The sequence below is a fragment of the Planktosalinus sp. genome (genome assembly GCF_059864935.1).
The window spans coordinates 1-16,657 of record NZ_JCBCCK010000066.1; the positions used below are offsets into that span (position 1 = coordinate 1).

General features: G+C 39.1%; 15 protein-coding genes. 10 read left to right on the top strand and 5 right to left on the bottom strand.

Annotated features, from left to right (window positions below; genetic code table 11):
- From AC6F75_RS02940 to AC6F75_RS02975, 8 genes are all read left to right on the top strand, one after another.
- Positions 1 to 699: glycosyltransferase (locus tag AC6F75_RS02940; protein ID WP_500713458.1), on the top strand; the 699-nt coding region annotated here is incomplete at its 5' end.
- A 66-nt stretch (positions 700 to 765) separates the two neighbouring features.
- Positions 766 to 2,493 carry a phospho-sugar mutase gene (locus tag AC6F75_RS02945; protein WP_500713459.1) on the top strand — a complete coding sequence of 576 codons (1,728 nt, stop codon included), beginning with the start codon at positions 766 to 768 and terminating at the stop codon, positions 2,491 to 2,493.
- Between the two features lie 62 nt (positions 2,494 to 2,555).
- A complete protein-coding gene (locus tag AC6F75_RS02950; protein WP_500713460.1) occupies positions 2,556 to 2,873 on the top strand; it encodes a nucleotidyltransferase domain-containing protein in 318 nt (105 codons plus the stop codon).
- On the top strand, positions 2,854 to 3,192 hold the full coding sequence (locus AC6F75_RS02955) for a HepT-like ribonuclease domain-containing protein (RefSeq protein WP_500713461.1): 339 nt from the start codon (positions 2,854 to 2,856) through the stop codon (positions 3,190 to 3,192). The genes AC6F75_RS02950 and AC6F75_RS02955 overlap by 20 nt, the downstream gene beginning before the upstream one ends.
- A 50-nt stretch (positions 3,193 to 3,242) precedes the next feature.
- The gene (locus AC6F75_RS02960) at positions 3,243 to 5,066 is read left to right on the top strand and encodes an ABC transporter transmembrane domain-containing protein (RefSeq protein WP_500713462.1); all 1,824 of its coding nucleotides are present in this window, start codon (positions 3,243 to 3,245) and stop codon (positions 5,064 to 5,066) included.
- 518 nt (positions 5,067 to 5,584) lie between these two features.
- Entirely contained in the window at positions 5,585 to 6,127 is a 543-nt protein-coding gene (locus tag AC6F75_RS02965) for a sigma-70 family RNA polymerase sigma factor (RefSeq protein WP_500713472.1), read from the top strand.
- A 32-nt stretch (positions 6,128 to 6,159) separates the two neighbouring features.
- The gene (locus AC6F75_RS02970) at positions 6,160 to 6,684 is read left to right on the top strand and encodes a hypothetical protein (protein WP_500713463.1); all 525 of its coding nucleotides are present in this window, start codon (positions 6,160 to 6,162) and stop codon (positions 6,682 to 6,684) included.
- Between the two features lie 10 nt (positions 6,685 to 6,694).
- Positions 6,695 to 7,132 carry a hypothetical protein gene (locus AC6F75_RS02975; protein WP_500713464.1) on the top strand — a complete coding sequence of 146 codons (438 nt, stop codon included), beginning with the start codon at positions 6,695 to 6,697 and terminating at the stop codon, positions 7,130 to 7,132.
- Between the two features lie 2 nt (positions 7,133 to 7,134).
- Here AC6F75_RS02975 and AC6F75_RS02980 read toward each other — a convergent pair whose 3' ends face one another.
- Positions 7,135 to 8,184, bottom strand: a complete 1,050-nt coding sequence (locus AC6F75_RS02980) for a WD40/YVTN/BNR-like repeat-containing protein (protein ID WP_500713465.1) — start codon at positions 8,182 to 8,184, stop codon at positions 7,135 to 7,137.
- Between the two features lie 314 nt (positions 8,185 to 8,498).
- On the opposite strand from AC6F75_RS02980, the gene AC6F75_RS02985 reads away from it, so the two are divergent.
- Entirely contained in the window at positions 8,499 to 9,710 is a 1,212-nt protein-coding gene (locus AC6F75_RS02985) for a methyltransferase domain-containing protein (RefSeq protein ID WP_500713466.1), read from the top strand.
- Positions 9,711 to 10,748, top strand: coding sequence for an endonuclease (locus tag AC6F75_RS02990; RefSeq protein WP_500713467.1), 1,038 nt, complete (start codon positions 9,711 to 9,713; stop codon positions 10,746 to 10,748).
- Positions 10,749 to 10,817: 69 nt separating this feature from the next.
- Here AC6F75_RS02990 and AC6F75_RS02995 read toward each other — a convergent pair whose 3' ends face one another.
- The 4 genes from AC6F75_RS02995 to AC6F75_RS03010 all read right to left on the bottom strand — a co-directional run bounded on the left by AC6F75_RS02995 (position 10,818) and on the right by AC6F75_RS03010 (position 16,593).
- Entirely contained in the window at positions 10,818 to 13,082 is a 2,265-nt protein-coding gene (locus tag AC6F75_RS02995) for an aconitate hydratase (protein WP_500713468.1), read from the bottom strand.
- A 233-nt stretch (positions 13,083 to 13,315) separates the two neighbouring features.
- Entirely contained in the window at positions 13,316 to 14,269 is a 954-nt protein-coding gene (locus tag AC6F75_RS03000; protein WP_500713469.1) for an AAA family ATPase, read from the bottom strand.
- 22 nt (positions 14,270 to 14,291) lie between these two features.
- A complete protein-coding gene (locus AC6F75_RS03005) occupies positions 14,292 to 15,752 on the bottom strand; it encodes a peptidylprolyl isomerase (protein WP_500713470.1) in 1,461 nt (486 codons plus the stop codon).
- The gene (locus AC6F75_RS03010) at positions 15,745 to 16,593 is read right to left on the bottom strand and encodes a peptidyl-prolyl cis-trans isomerase (RefSeq protein ID WP_500713471.1); all 849 of its coding nucleotides are present in this window, start codon (positions 16,591 to 16,593) and stop codon (positions 15,745 to 15,747) included. The genes AC6F75_RS03005 and AC6F75_RS03010 overlap by 8 nt, the downstream gene beginning before the upstream one ends.
- Positions 16,594 to 16,657 lie beyond the last annotated feature (64 nt).

The following is a 16,657-nucleotide window of genomic DNA, read 5'->3' on the forward strand; positions in this document are numbered from 1 at the left end:
GGCGATGTGGTCATCACGATGGATGCCGACTTGCAGGACAACCCCGAGGAAATCCCAGACCTATACAAAATGATAGTCGAGGAAGGCTATGATCTGGTTTCCGGTTGGAAAAAAAAGCGGTATGACAACAAGCTTTCCAAAAACCTGCCTTCAAAACTTTTTAACTGGGCTGCCCGAAAGACCTCAGGAGTGCAACTTCACGATTTTAATTGTGGGCTAAAGGCTTTTCGAAATAATGTCATCAAAAACATTGAAGTTACCGGCGAAATGCATCGCTACATTCCTGTTTTGGCAAGCAATGCCGGCTTTAACAACATCACCGAAAAAGTTGTTCAACATCAGGCCAGAAAATACGGCACTACAAAATTTGGTGTCAACCGCTTTATGAACGGATTTCTTGATTTAGTAACCATCTGGTTTTTAAGTCGTTTTGGAAAACAACCCATGCACCTTTTTGGCGCCTGGGGGGCTTTCATTCTTTTTGTTGGTTTTGTATTGACAGTTTATCTCGGTATCGACAAGCTATTTGTCAACCCTGAAGGCAGACTGCTTACTGAACTTCCACATTTCTATATTGCACTCACAGCTATGGTCATTGGTTCTCAACTCTTTTTGGCCGGTTTCCTTGGTGAAATCATTTTAAGAAACAACAAACACAAAGAAGATTACAAAATCAGCGAGCAGGTCAACATTGATTAACGATTTTCTAACATCCCTTTCTGCTTAACTTTATTTACCTTTGTTCTCTGTAAATTACCAAGATTCATGATCTACATCAAACCCGAAATATTGGAGAAAGTCAATCAATGGCTCACCCCTACCTTTGATGCCGAAACCCAAAAAACAATCAAAGAACTCATAGCGTTCAACCCCAAAGAACTTGAAGAAAGCTTTTACAAAAACATCGAGTTTGGCACTGGCGGAATGCGTGGCGTTGTGGGTGTGGGCGACAACCGCATCAACAAATACACCCTGGGTAAAAACACCCAGGGCATTTCAAACTATATCAAAAAACAATTTCCGGGTGAAAAGCACAAAGTAGCCATAGCCTATGACTGCCGCCACAACAGTGCAGAACTATCCAAAGTGGTGGCCGATGTTTTTTCAGCAAACAACATACAAGTATTTCTCTTTTCAGAATTGAGGCCCACACCCGAACTTTCATTTGCAGTGACCCATTTAAATTGCCATTGCGGAATTGTTCTTACAGCGTCACACAATCCACCGGAATACAACGGTTATAAAGTCTACTGGAACGATGGTGGGCAATTGGTCCCGCCACAGGACAAGGAGGTGATAGACGAAATCAATACATTGAAATTTGAAGACATTCAGTTTCAAACCAATGAAAAGCTAATCCAATACATCGATAAAGAAGTTGACGAAGCTTTTATTGAAAAATCACTCAAACACGGTTCCTTTGGCATCTCAAAAAAAGCCAAGAAAAACCTGAAAATTGTATTTACATCGCTGCACGGAACTTCCATAAAATTGAACCCAAAAGTACTGGAACTTGCCGGATACACAGATTTGCACATTGTCAAAGAACAAGCAGAACCCAACGGTGATTTTCCGACGGTACAATCACCCAACCCCGAAGAACCAGAAGCATTAAAAATGGCTCTCGATTTGGCAAACAAAATCAATGCAGACATTGTCATCGGTACCGATCCTGACGGGGACCGTCTTGGGATTGCGGTTAGAAATCCCGAAGGAGAAATGACCATCCTCAATGGCAACCAAACGATGGTAATGATGAGTGATTTTCTGCTCAACTTCCATTCAAAAAACAACACCCTGCAAGGAAATGCTTTTATCGCTTCCACCATAGTTTCCACTCCGATGATGGAAAAAATAGCAGCCCATTACAACACCGAGTGTAAAATGGGCCTTACCGGTTTTAAATGGATTGCCAAAATGATCAAGGATCACCCTGAGCAACAATTTATTGGCGGCGGTGAGGAAAGTTTTGGTTATATGGTAAGTGATTTTGTGCGGGATAAAGATGCGGTTACCGCTACACTTTTAGCTTGCGAAATGGCTGCCCAACAAAAAGAACAGGGCAAGACCCTCTTTGATTATCTGATTGGACTGTTTATTACACACGGCTTTTATAAAGAATATTTGGTGTCATTGGTAAAAAAAGGTATCGAAGGTGCCGAAGAAATCAAACAAATGATGATTGATTTAAGAGCCAACCCCTTGATGGAAATTGCAGGTTCAAAAGTGGTTAAAGTGGAAGATTATGACTCAGGTATTTCCATGGATATGATTACCGGTAAGGAAGAAATAATCGACATTCCAAAATCCAATGTTTTGATTTATTACACCGAAGACGGGAGCAAAGTTGCAGCCCGACCCAGTGGAACTGAACCTAAAATTAAATTTTATATCAGTGTGAATTTGCCCTTGAAAACCGCTTTAGAGTTTGAAAATGTTTCTCGCCAATTGGATGAAAAAATTGGGGCGATTCTAAAAACCTTTGGCTTATAAATCAACGATTCCTATTTCTTGATAAGTTTTACTTAAATTTATACCATATTTTACACCAAAAAATGAAAGCCGATTCGTTAAATAGAGAATCTTTAATTGCATTGCTCAAGCAAAATAAAAACAAGCTTGAGGAATTTGGCGTGGAAGAAATTGGATTATTTGGCAGTTTTGCAACGGGCAATGAAACTGAAGATAGTGATGTTGATATTTTAGTAAATATTGCTAAAAACAAAAAAACATTCAGAAACTTTTTATCGCTGAATTATTTTCTTGAAAAACTTTTCGGAACAAAAGTCGACCTTGTTACAAAACAATCCTTAAGCCCATTTATTGGCCCGCATATTTTAAAATCAACTATTTATGTACCCCTCAACGATTGAATTTCTAAGGCATATTCAATCTGAATGTGAATATCTTATCAAAGAATACAATTCAAGTTCTTATGAAGAATTTATAAGTAATGAACGCTTGTCCAAAGCAATTTGTCGAAGCCTAGAAATCATTGGTGAAGCAGTAAGCAAAGTACATCCCGACATCAAAATTCAATACAACGAAATACCATGGCGTGAAATCAGTGATTTGAGAAACCGAATCATTCATCATTATTTTGGAATTGATTATGAAATCATTTGGGATGTGATTGAAAATGAAATTCCTGTTTTAAAAGAACAAATCGAAACAATCATTGAAAATAATTGAACAACTTTTTATAAGCCCGGCTTATTAAATCCAATATTAATTTTCATTTAATGAAATACTTTAAAAAAATCCTTCGCTTTGCGAAACCCTATAAAATCTATGCCATATTAAATATTGTTGCCAATATTTTTTACGCACTTTTCAGTACGCTTTCCATGCTCTCCCTTTTTCCAATGATGAATGTGCTTTTTGGAAATACAGAGCGCCTGGAGACCAAACCGGAATGGACCGGAATCGGTCAATCCATAGATTATGTAGAAGACTCCCTCAACTATTTCGTAACTCAAAAAACCAATGAAGGTGTAGATGATGTATTAATTTTTATGGTGATTTTGGTGGTAAGTATGTTTTTGCTTAAAAATATTTTCAACTACCTGGCCATGTACTTCATCACGTTTTTACGCAACGGCGTATTAAAAGATTTGCGAAATGCCCTGTATAAAAAAACGATTGAATTGCCCCTCTCCCACTATTCTGAAAAACGAAAAGGAGATACCATCGCACGAATCACCAGTGATGTACTTGAAATACAACATTCATTCCTTTCCATTTTAGAACTCATTGTAAGAGAACCACTCACCATCATTTTTACCATTGGGGGTATGCTTCTTATCAGTGTTGAGCTCACTATTTTTGTGTTTATATTTATTCCGGTTTCCGGATTTATCATTTCCCTTATCGGAAAATCGCTTAAGCGAAAATCTGACCGGGTGCAAAAGGAACAGGGCTATTTTCTGTCCATACTCGAAGAAACCCTCGGCGGACTCAAAATCATTAAAGGGTTTAATGCTGAAAATATATTCACCAAAAAGTTCAGGGCTTCTACAGATAAGTTCTACCACTTTTCAAACAAACTACTCAACAGGCAAAACCTGGCTTCACCGGCCAGCGAATTTCTGGGAATTACAGTGATTGCCATTTTGCTTTGGTATGGAGGACGCATGGTGCTGATTGACGAAACTTTGAACCCTGCCCTATTTCTTGTATATATGGGCCTTGCCTATCAAATTTTAACCCCGGCAAAAGCCATCTCAAAAGCATCTTACAGTGTCAAAAAAGGAAATGCAGCCGCAGAGCGCATTCTCGAAATTCTGGAAACTGAAAATAACATTCAGGACAAGCCCGGTGCCCTTGAAAAAAACAAATTTGAAAACACTATTTCTATTGAAAACATTTCCTTTAAGTATGAGAAGGAGATGGTATTGAAGAACTTTTCACTACAGGTAAAAAAGGGAGAAACCATTGCTTTGGTGGGACAAAGCGGAAGCGGGAAGAGCACCATTGCCAATTTACTTACCCGTTTTTATGATGTGAGTGGAGGATCCATAAAAATTGACGGTACAGATATCAGGGACTTACGCTTACACTCATTAAGAGGTTTAATGGGCCTTGTCACACAGGATTCCATATTATTTAATGACACCGTTAGAGGAAATTTGCAAGTAGGTAAAGAAAACGCCACTGATGAAGAAATTATCGGTGCCCTTAAAATTGCTAATGCCTGGGAATTTGTAGAAACGCTACCCAACCAACTGGACACTAACATTGGCGACAGCGGCAACAAACTCAGTGGCGGCCAAAAACAACGTTTGAGTATTGCCCGTGCGGTTTTAAAAAACCCGCCCATTATGATACTCGATGAAGCCACCTCTGCCCTCGACACCGAAAGTGAACGCCTGGTTCAAAACGCTTTGGAAAGAATGATGAAAAACAGAACTTCAGTGGTGATTGCACACAGACTTTCAACCATTCAAAATGCCGACAAAATAGTCGTGATGGCCAAAGGTGAAATTGTTGAACAGGGAACACACCAGGAATTGATTAATAAAAAAGGAGTTTACTTTAACCTGATTGCGATGCAATCGTTTGATTAAAAAAAGCGAACCCTTTTTTGGAGTTCGCTTTTTCTATTTTAATCGCTGTCATATTTGGGGCACATAACAACGATAAATTGCTTAAGTAGACTGCTAAAGTACAAAAGAAGATTGGTATAACAAAATATATCTTTCTATTTGTCGATATTTTTTGCTTTTCATCGATTTTTTTGAGTGTATTTTATCTTTAATTCCTACAAATAATTTTGTGTCAGATAAGTCTATTTATTACTTGCTAAACCAAACGCAATAAAATAAAAGGCAGACCCCGAAGAGTCTGCCTTTCCCAAACTTGTCGACTATTATAATTGGGGCATATAATAGTAAACATAACCGCATAAGAAGCACCAAATATATATAAGTTTTTTCTTACAAAAAAATAAAAATTACCATTTAACGACATTTTTTGTATTTGGTCTGATTTAATGTTGGTTTTCAAACTGATAATCAATAACATTTCTTTATTACTTAGATTAAACTTTTTCATTTACATTTAGTCCAACAGAAAAATTATGACCTTGATCCCGGAACAGGAACTCATTATTAAGTTAAAATCGGAAGATCACAAACAAGATGCTTTTCGGGAAATGCTCAAACTATATCAGGAGCGGTTGTACTGGCACATCAGAAAAATAGTGCTCAATCACGACGATACAGATGATGTGCTGCAAAATACCTTCATAAAAATTTACAACAACATTGACGGGTTTAAAGAAGAAAGCAAATTGTATTCCTGGATGTACCGAATTGCCACCAATGAAGCAATTACATTTTTAAACCAAAAGGCCAGGCGCAACAACACAACCATAGAAAAAGAACAGGAATTGGCCATCAACAACCTCGAGTCTGACGTGTATTTTGAAGGCGATGCCATTCAGCTTCAACTTCAAAAAGCCATAGCTACTTTGCCTGAAAAACAGCAATTGGTCTTCAATATGAAGTATTTTGATGACCATACTTATGAGGAACTCTCTGAAATATTGGAAACCTCGGTAGGAGCACTAAAAAGCTCATACCACCTTGCAGTAAAAAAAATCACAGCATACCTGACCGAAGATTAAACCTTTAACCGTTTTATTAGTCATAGATACGAATGAAAAAAGAATTACCACATATCAAATCACCCGGTTTTAAAATCCCTGAAAACTATTTTGAAACCCTTGAAGAACAACTCCTGGACAAAATAGCTTTACTGGAAGTTGCTTCAAGGCAAAATCCGTTTCAGGTACCTTCCGGTTATTTTGAAAATAATGTTGAAAAAGCTTTCGCGAAAACTATTAAACTACAACAACCGGTTAAAGTCATTCCATTATACAAAAAGGAAATTTTCAGATATGCAGCAGCAGTTGCGGCGGTTGTATTAATTGTAGTAAGTGTGTTTCAATTTCAAAACCTAAAACCAATTACAACCGATGAATCATTCACCTTTTCAACACTCATTGAAAGCGATTTTATTGACCTTTCACTCATCGATTTTGAATACCTCCTCATCGATTTTGAATACCTCCTCACCGACGAAATGCTTAATGGAGAATTGATACTTTCGTCCATTAACAAAGATGAGATTGAAGATTATTTAATGAACGACCTTGACGATACATATTTTCTTTACGAATAAATAACACACTATGAAATCAATATTCACATCCCTACTCGTTTTAGTTTTTACAGTTTCAAGTTTTGCCCAGGAAAATAGAAGTGAGCGAATCAAAGCCATGAAAACGGCTTTTATCACGCAGGAACTAGAATTAACCTCGGCTGAAGCCGAAAAATTCTGGCCTGTTTACAACAAGTTTGAAAAGGAAATCCACACCCTAAAAAAACAAGCCCGCTCTGAAATGAGAACCGCCCAAGGTGAAGATTCAAATAACCTAAGTGACGCTCAAGCAACAGAAATACTGAACAAAATGAGAAACTTCAATAGACGTGAGCAGGAGCTTCAAAATCAAAAAGAAGCAGAATTACTCAAAATTCTCAGCCCGGTAAAAGTTTTACGCCTCAAAAAAGCCGAACGTGATTTTCAGATGCAATTGCTTAGAAAATACAGGGGAAAGGATAAAAAATAAGTTCACTTAAATTTTAATCTTAATATCTTATTGTTCCCTGAAGCAAAAGCAATACTGTCATTCACAAATTCCAAGGCAAAGACACCTTCTTTGCTCAGCTCTGTCCAGTTGTTTCCCCTATCGTTTGTGTAAGAAATTCCCAATGAGCCGGCTGCAACTATTTCATCACCCTCACCACCCGGTACAAACCTCACTGAAGACCGATAACCCGGTCCGTCACCATCGCTAATAAGAGTCCAGGTTTTTCCACCATCTTCAGTAATGGCTTTATTTGAAAAATTGTTAGTCATATTTTCCCAATCACCACCAAAAATGATTCCTGTATTTTCATCATAAAAATCAACACTGTAAATACCTGTCATCCTTTCATCCTCAATAATGGGAGTATCAAACACTTCCCAACTCCTGCCCCTGTTAGGTGAATAAAACACACGTGCTCTTTTCCCTCCACTTACAATCCAAGTGTGGTCACCATAAACGGCTATGTTTGAATTGCTGGCAGCAAAAGCGGCTTCGCCTTCTTCGGTGCTTGGTAAAAATTCGCAGGAAAGTTTCTCCCAGTTGTTTCCACCGTTTCGGGTGATAATAATGCTTAAGCAACCTTCAACGGAATCACCCATAGCAATCCCTTCACGGTCATCCCAAAATGTCATCGCGTCATAAAAAACATTTTCGCCCGTCTCAAAATAAACCTCTTCCATGGAAGTAGCAGTCAGTCCGTCAAACCCGATTTTATACAACACTGCCGGATCAGCGATACTCAACACAAAAAAAGCATTCTTGGTTTTAGCTACAGCACGAAAATGCAATAAACTGTCCTCATAACTGATTACGGCGATTTTTGGGGTTTTACCGTCAATCAGTCCCACTGTTCCCTGATTTCCGGCAAACCAAACCCTGTTTTCGTCCAGAGGAACAATCGCCCTGATGCTAACGCTGTCATTAAAAATCAATTCCTTTTCAATTGAAGTATAGGCTCTTATAGATTCTTTCTTTTCGCTACTGCAGAAGGAAAACAACAATAAAACAAAAAAACTGGCAAGTATGCGCATAGTATTATTTTTGGTTAAATATAAAAACAATTTTGTGAGCCTGTCTGCCAATAGGCAGATTTATGATACCTTTGCGGATTAGTAATGAGTTGTGAGTGGTTAGAGGTTAGTGTAGAATACTTCCTTTTAAATTACAACTTTTTGCTTACGCGAAAAAAGATAAAATTAAAGAAATAACATACTCCTTGTTAACTTGACACGAGCTTCTCCTTCGTAGTTTTACTACGGAGAAGGAGCACAGCGAAATTTCCGCCGTGCCCGCCGAAGGCTGGAAGCAAAACTTGGAACTTGAAACTTGAAACCAGAAACCCACAATGCGTATACACCGAAATTTAGTTTTTGCCGCCATTGATGCCCTCAACGAAATTTTCAATGAAAACAAATATGCCGATAAAGCATTGCAGGGCACTTTAAAACGCGATAAGCGTTGGGGTGCTCGCGACCGTGCATTTATAGCACAGATTGTTTATGACGTTGTGCGTTGGAAACGCCTCTATGCAGAAATTGCCGAAGTGCGTGAACCGTTTGACCGTCAAAAATTATTCAGATTATTTGCCGTTTGGGCCACCTTAAGAGGACTCGTCCTGCCAGACTGGAAGCAGATGGAAGACACACCTACACGCCGTATCAAAGGCAGGTTTGACGAACTCACTAAAATCAGGAAAATCAGAGAGTCCATACCCGATTGGCTGGATGAGCTTGGAGAAAAGGAATTGGATAAAAAGTGGGATGCAGAAATCGCTGCTCTTAATCAGGAAGCTGAAGTTATTTTAAGAGTCAACACTTTAAAAACTGATATAGACAAGCTGCAAGCTGCGCTTTTTGACCAAAACATAGAAACTGAAAAACTTAAAGGTTATCCGCAGGCTTTAAAACTCAAAGAACGCGCCAACGTTTTCCAATCTGATTTGTTTAAAGAAGGTTGGTTTGAAGTCCAGGATGCTTCATCTCAACTTGTCGCCGAATTCCTTGATGTAGAACCCGGAATGCGGGTTGTAGACGCCTGTGCCGGTGCAGGAGGAAAAGCACTTCACCTTGCATCTTTGATGGAAAACAAAGGCCAGCTGATTGCTTTGGACATTTATGCCAACAAGCTCAACGAACTCAAACGCAGGGCAAAACGAGCGGGGGCATTCAACATTGAAACTCGTGCAATTGAAAGCACAAAAGTGATAAAAAAACTGCACGAAAAAGCTGACCGTGTGCTGATTGATGCTCCCTGCTCCGGTTTGGGTGTCCTGAAAAGAAATCCTGATGCTAAATGGAAATTACAACCGGAGTTTATAGAAAACATCAAAAAAACTCAGGCCGAAATACTTGAAAACTATTCAAAAATTGTCAAGCCCGGTGGTAAAATGGTTTATGCCACCTGCTCCATTCTGCCTTCAGAAAATGAAAAGCAAATCAAGAATTTCTTAAATTCAGAAGCCGGGAAAAGCTTTACTTTAGTCAAAGAAAAAACTATTCTTCCATCAAAATCAGGATTTGACGGGTTTTATATGGCCTTACTTGATAAAAGCATTTAGATGAAAAAACTACATTACCTATTATTGTTTGTTACTGGCTTAGCCTTTTCGCAACAGCCCTATTACAATGATGTCAACCTGACTTTAACAGGGCAAGCATTATATAACGAGTTGCAAATAAAGATTTCACAATACAACCAAAACTTCAATTACGGAGATGCCAGAGATGTATTAGTATTTACCGATGAAAATCCTGACAACACTAACAATGTACTTTTGGTTTATGGTTACAATGACAATGACGGTAATTGTACTACAGATCGTTCAAGAGACAAGAATGATTTCGGAGGTTTGGTATGTGAATACAACCGCGAACATGTATTTGCGCGTTCATTAACCAATCCTTCAATGGGAAATGCCAATAATACTGCAACCGGTATCATTGCCGACCCACATAACATCAGGGCGTGTGACCAGCAAATGAATAACAACAAAGGGGATAAACTATTTCAAGATGGAAGTGGCAATGCCGGAAATGTGGGAAGCGGCAACTGGTATCCCGGTGACGAATGGAAAGGTGATGTAGCCCGAATGATTATGTATATGTACACCCGCTATGGAGATCAATGCCTTCCTAGTCTAGCAGGTGTGGGCAATCTGCAAAGCGGCACTCAAATGCTGCAAACATTTTTACAATGGAATGTTGATGATCCAGTAACAGACTATGAAGACCAACGCAACGATTATCTTCAAAGTGTGTATGGCAACCGCAATCCTTTTATTGATAATCCCGCATTAGCTACCATCATTTGGGGTGGCCCTGTGGCAGAAGATCGTTGGGGGATATTAAGCACTCAAACGGTGAGCACTTACGATTTTGTAATGTACCCCAACCCATCAAACGGTAAGACTATATCTATTACTTCAGATGCAACTATGGATCAAGTGATAGTCTATAACCTCCATGGGCAAGTTGTACTGGAAATTCAACCAAATACACCAAATAAAGCAGAAATCAAAAATTTAGACAACGGGTTTTATTTTGTTCAGTTGCAATCAGATCATGGAAAAAGTACCAAGAAACTAATCATTAATTAACTTCTTATATAGCAATCAAAAAACCCTCTAAAAATTATAGAGGGTTTTTTGATTGCTTAAAATTTTCTGTTATGCATTTTGCTTTTTAATTAAGTTCAAAGCAGAACCTTCCTTAAACCATTCTATTTGGGCCTGATTGTAAGTATGGATAGTCTTGATAACATCTTTACTTCCATCACTGTGAACCAATTCAATGGTGATTGGCTTTTCAGGTGTAAAATCTTTTAAATCCACAAAGTTGAAGGTATCTTCTTCTTGAATTAAATCATAATCTGATTCATTGGCAAAAGTGAGTGCCAGCATTCCTTGTTTTTTCAGGTTGGTTTCATGAATACGTGCAAACGATTTTACCAGCACAACCCTTACTCCCAGGTGACGAGGTTGCATTGCTGCATGTTCTCTTGATGAACCTTCTCCATAATTGTGGTCGCCCACAACAATAGTTGGGATTCCGGCTTTTTTGTATTCGCGTTGCACGTTGGGCACACCGTCATATTCGCCGGTGAGTTGATTTTTTACAAAGTTGGTCTTTTGGTTAAAGGCATTAACGGCACCAATCAAAGTGTTGTTTGCAATATTGTCCAGATGGCCTCGGTACTTCAGCCAAGGGCCTGCCATTGAAATATGGTCGGTAGTACATTTTCCAAAAGCTTTAATTAGCAACTTTGCTCCGTCAATATTTTTTCCATCCCATGGCTGGAATGGGTCAAGCAACTGCAAACGATCTGAATCGGATTTTACTTTCACTTCAACACTACTGCCATCTTTCTGAGGAGCGAGGTATCCGTTTTCTTTTACATCAAAGCCTAAAGGCGGCAATTCAATTCCTTTTGGCACTTCCAGCATCACTTCCTCACCGTCTTCGTTGATGAGTTTGTCGTTCATCGGGTCAAAATCAAGTCGCCCGGAAATAGCAATTGCGGCTACCATTTCGGGTGAACCCACAAAAGCATGAGTGTTAGGATTACCGTCTGCACGCTTGGAAAAGTTTCTGTTAAACGAATGCACGATGGTGTTTTTCTCGTCGCCTTTCATATCACTACGGTCCCACTGCCCGATACAAGGTCCACAGGCATTGGTGAAAATGGTGGCATTAAGGTCTTCAAATATTTTTAAAATACCGTCACGCTCTGCAGTATAACGAATCTGTTCAGAGCCCGGGTTGATGCCAAAATCTGATTTCGCTTTAAGCTTTTTATCTACTGCTTGTTTGGCAATAGATGCTGCACGGGTTAAATCTTCATAGGAACTGTTTGTACAAGACCCTATCAAGCCCCATTCAACTTTGAGAGGCCAGTCGTTTTCACGGGCTAATATGCCAAGCTCACCCACAGGTGTGGCCAAATCAGGCGTAAACGGTCCATTGAGGTGTGGACGTAATTCGTCAAGATTGATTTCTATTACCTGATCGAAATATTTTTCAGGGTTGGCATATACTTCTGCATCACCGGTTAGATGATTTTTTATTTTGTTGGCTTCATCTGCAATATCATTTCGGTCAGTTGCTCTTAAGAAACGTTCCATGGCATCGTCATAACCAAATGTTGACGTTGTTGCACCAATTTCAGCACCCATATTACAAATAGTTCCTTTTCCGGTACAGGAAAGGTTTAGAGCACCGTCACCGAAGTATTCCAGTATGGCTCCTGTTCCTCCTTTTACGGTTAGTATGCCTGCAACTTTTAAAATTACATCTTTTGATGCTGTCCAGCCGTTAAGATTTCCGGTAAGTTTTACACCGATAAGTTTTGGGAATTTCAACTCCCATGCCATTCCAGCCATCACATCAACGGCGTCCGCTCCACCAACACCCACGGCTACCATACCGAGTCCGCCGGCATTCACGGTGTGTGAATCGGTTCCAATCATCATCCCTCCGGGGAAGGCATAGTTTTCAAGCACCACCTGATGGATAATTCCTGCACCGGGTTTCCAGAACCCGATGCCATATTTATTTGAAACTGATTCAAGAAAATCAAAAACTTCTTTACTGGTGTCGTTCGCTCTTTTTAAATCCTCAAACGCTCCTGATTTTGCCTGAATTAGATGATCACAATGAACGGTTGTAGGTACCGCAACTTTATCTTTTCCGGCCTGCATAAATTGAAGTAATGCCATTTGGGCCGTTGCATCCTGACAAGCGATCCTGTCGGGCGCGAAGTCAACATAATCTTTGCCTCTGCTATACGTTTTAGTTGGGGTTCCTTCCCACAAATGGGAATAAAGTATTTTTTCTGTAAGTGTAAGCGGTCTTCCTACCAACTCGCGTGCTTTATTTACACGCTCATCCATAGTAGCATACACTTTCTTAATCATATCAATATCAAAAGCCATAGAATTAAATATTAGAGTTTTATGAATCTAAATTGCACGAATACATTGTTCTTGCAAATATAGTAAAAAGATAATAAATTTAAAAATATTTAATAAAATTAGAGTTTGCATAGAATAAATTCAATAAAATTGAATTTATAATAAACTAAAATGCATAATATTTAATTTTTGATGCAATAAATTAATGTCTCAATAAAAAGAATATTGGAATATTTTATCGGAATTGTACGCTGTTAGTAAAGACTTTTAATAATTTGCTCTATGGTCAAGCCTTCTGCTTCAGCTTTGTAGTTTTTAATCATCCGGTGTCTGAGGATTCCGGTTGCTACGGATTTTACGTCTTCTATATCCGGTGAGAATTTGCCGTTAAGAACCGCATTGGTTTTAGCAGCAAGTATGAGATTTTGAGATGCCCTGGGACCAGCACCCCAGTCGATATAGTTTTTAACCAAATCAGTAGCCTCCGGGGAATTGGGTCGTGTTTTGCTTACCAATGAAACGGCATATTCAATCACATTGTCGGCTACCGGAATTCTTCTGATTAACTGCTGAAAATCAATAATTTCCTGTGCATTAAACAGTGGATTGATGGTGGCAGAATGATCAGAAGTGGTAGTTTTAACAATGTCCACTTCTTCTGTGAAAGATGGGTACTCCAGATTGATGGCAAACATAAAGCGGTCGAGCTGTGCTTCGGGCAGTGGGTAGGTTCCCTCTTGCTCTATGGGGTTTTGGGTAGCCAATACAAAATAAGGTAAGCTCAATTTATAATGGTTCCCGGCTATGGTTACTGCCCGCTCCTGCATAGCTTCAAGCAGGGCCGCTTGGGTTTTGGGAGGCGTTCTGTTGATTTCGTCTGCAAGGATGATGTTTGCGAAAATGGGACCTTTAATAAATTTAAACTGGCGATTCTCATCCAGTATTTCTGAACCTAAAATATCGCTGGGCATCAAATAAGGGGTGAACTGTATGCGTTTGAAGTCGAGACCCAGTGCCTGTGCAATGGTGTTGACCATCAGGGTTTTTGCCAATCCGGGCACACCAATTAACAGCGCGTGACCCCCTGAAAATATTGACAATAGCACCTGTTTTACCACTTCATCTTGCCCAATGATAATTTTTGATATTTCTTTTTTTAATTCCTTGTGTTTCTTGACTAATTGTTCTACAGCTGCTACGTCAGACATAATATTTTGCTTTTAAAATAAATTATTTTTGTGACCAGTTGTTGGTAAACTCACAATCAGAATATTCACTGTTGATATTGATATAAGTTTCTTTAATTTTCTTTTCCTGCCACTTTTCGATTTCCTTGATTCGTTTTTGAGTGAGTGCAAGTTCCCTGATTTTTTCATAATCGACGGAATAGTCGGCTACATGCTCTTCGATTCTATTGGTTACCGTAAGGATTTTAAAGCGCTTTCTTCCGGTTCGATCTTCGTCAACATATACGGGTGACACTACACCGTCAGCTAGATTATAGACCTGGGCGCTCATGTTAGGGTCCATTTTTGTCAATTCAAAACGGGTATCACCGGTTAATGGATTGATGAGTTGACCACCGTTATTTCTTGTTTCCTTTTCGTCAGATTCGGACTGGGCTGCTTCTGCAAAACTGATTTCTCCATTTACAATTTTTGCCCTGATTTTGTCAATTCTTTCTCTGGCTTTTTGAATTGTGGCTTCATCGACACGTGGAATTTTCAACACATGTCTTACATCCCTTTCCTGACCGCGCACGCGTTCCACAAAAACGATGTGGTAACCAAACTCGGTTTCAAAAGGTTCACTGACTTCACCTTCGTTGAGTGAAAAAACTACATCTTTAAATTCTTTTACAAAAGGGCTTCTTCGGTTGAGAGTAATGAGCCCACCACGCGCTGCAGCACCGGGTTCATCAGAATAGAGTACTACCTTGGTGGTAAAGCTGGCCCCGTTTTCAACCACGTCACGTCGGTGGTCATTAAGGTCGTCAATAACTCGTTGTCTTGCTTCACTGTTGATTTCAGGTTCGATCACAATTTGTGCAACCTCAAGTTCAGTTCCAAAAACAGGGCGATCTTCTTCAGGTATGGCATAGAAAAATTGCCGTACTTCTTCCGGGGTGACTTCTACGTCTTGAAATATACTTTCCTGCATCATAGCTGCAAGTTGCTGTGACTTGTTTATTTCAAACAACTCCCGGCGCAGTTCGGCCATGGAGTTTCTTTTGTAGTATTGATATACGCGCTCTTCCGTGCCCAGCTGACTTACCATATATTCAATTTGCTGATCGAGACGGGCATTGATTTCAGCATCTGAAACCACTATACTGTCCTGAATGGCATGGTGTGCATAAAGTTTGTCTTCAAGAAGTTTTCCAAACAATTCACATCTGGATATGCTTGAAATGGCAATGCCTTGTTGCTGCAGTTCGAGGTAAGTTTTATCAATATCGCTTTCAAGAACAATGTAATCGCCCACAACACCAATGACACCGTCGATCTTAAATCGTCTGGTGGGCACAACTGTATCATTTTTAGTTTCAACCTGGATTTGTGTACCTATGTCACTTTTTTCATCAATAATTAGTGTGTCCGTATCCTGTGCGTTTTCCGTATCCTGTGCGTTTAATGAAAAACCAAACAGCAAAGCGATTATTGATATTGCCGTTACTTTATTCTTACTCATAAACTTCAAAGTTTTTGTTTTTGATAGCATCTTGTAAAATGTCTTTTTCTAAATTTCTAATAATATCGAGCTTTCTCTTGTTAAGGATAATTTGTTCAATAGTTGGTCTAACGTAGGAAAGAGGGGCGATTTCGTTTCGTAACAACACATCGTTAACAAAAATCAAATATACTCCTAAAGAGTCTTGTAGCTCCAATCTATTTGATTTTTTTAACAATTCGCCAAAATTCTCATCCGTAACCACCGGAATTAAATTTTTTACCGTTTGTGCCTGAACCCATACAGAGTCGTTTAGCGAAATGGTTTTAAACTGGATTTCACGTTCCTGAAGTTCCTTCTTGTCCTTTTCATTAAAGCGATACATTTGCTGCTTGATACTGTTGATGTTACTGTTGTTATTCCCTACATGTATGTAACGCAGTTGTATGAGTTCTTCGTTTAATCTGAAATTGTTCTGATTTTGTGTGTAATAAAACTCAAGCTCTTGCTCGTTGATTTGTGTATTCAAAGACTGTGTTGCAATGATATCTACATAACCCTTGGTGTATAAATCTGTTTTGTAATTGGTCACGAGTTCGTCATAGGCACTAAGTTTTTCCTGCGAAAGATTAATTTGCGCTTTGTCCATAAGAAGTTGTTGTGTTGCCCACTTATCGATAAAGGTTTTCACTAAAAGAACACTGTCTGTTGCGGAAGTTCCCGGGCCTACAATATGTTGAATATCGCTTTTATACAAATACTGGTCTCCCACTCTGGCAACTACCTCTTCTTCCTGTTTTTGCTGAAAAAAATGACAGGAGGTCATCAATACTAAAAGAGGAATAAGATATATTTTGTTCATTTAATTTTTCAAAGCCTTTTTGTTGACTTTAACCTTGTATTTGTTGCGTAATTCTTCCATCCAC

What these genes read in the sequence shown, in the direction of transcription:
- AC6F75_RS02980 (WP_500713465.1), bottom strand. Translation starts at nt 8,184, where the DNA reads ATGCGCATACTTGCCAGTTTTTTTGTTTTATTGTTGTTTTCCTTCTGC.
- AC6F75_RS02960 (WP_500713462.1), top strand. Translation starts at nt 3,243, where the DNA reads ATGAAATACTTTAAAAAAATCCTTCGCTTTGCGAAACCCTATAAAATC.
- AC6F75_RS02995 (WP_500713468.1), bottom strand. Translation starts at nt 13,082, where the DNA reads ATGGCTTTTGATATTGATATGATTAAGAAAGTGTATGCTACTATGGAT.
- AC6F75_RS03010 (WP_500713471.1), bottom strand. Translation starts at nt 16,593, where the DNA reads ATGAACAAAATATATCTTATTCCTCTTTTAGTATTGATGACCTCCTGT.
- AC6F75_RS03000 (WP_500713469.1), bottom strand. Translation starts at nt 14,269, where the DNA reads ATGTCTGACGTAGCAGCTGTAGAACAATTAGTCAAGAAACACAAGGAA.
- AC6F75_RS02975 (WP_500713464.1), top strand. Translation starts at nt 6,695, where the DNA reads ATGAAATCAATATTCACATCCCTACTCGTTTTAGTTTTTACAGTTTCA.
- AC6F75_RS02985 (WP_500713466.1), top strand. Translation starts at nt 8,499, where the DNA reads ATGCGTATACACCGAAATTTAGTTTTTGCCGCCATTGATGCCCTCAAC.
- AC6F75_RS02970 (WP_500713463.1), top strand. Translation starts at nt 6,160, where the DNA reads ATGAAAAAAGAATTACCACATATCAAATCACCCGGTTTTAAAATCCCT.
- AC6F75_RS03005 (WP_500713470.1), bottom strand. Translation starts at nt 15,752, where the DNA reads ATGAGTAAGAATAAAGTAACGGCAATATCAATAATCGCTTTGCTGTTT.
- AC6F75_RS02955 (WP_500713461.1), top strand. Translation starts at nt 2,854, where the DNA reads ATGTACCCCTCAACGATTGAATTTCTAAGGCATATTCAATCTGAATGT.
- AC6F75_RS02950 (WP_500713460.1), top strand. Translation starts at nt 2,556, where the DNA reads ATGAAAGCCGATTCGTTAAATAGAGAATCTTTAATTGCATTGCTCAAG.
- AC6F75_RS02945 (WP_500713459.1), top strand. Translation starts at nt 766, where the DNA reads ATGATCTACATCAAACCCGAAATATTGGAGAAAGTCAATCAATGGCTC.
- AC6F75_RS02990 (WP_500713467.1), top strand. Translation starts at nt 9,711, where the DNA reads ATGAAAAAACTACATTACCTATTATTGTTTGTTACTGGCTTAGCCTTT.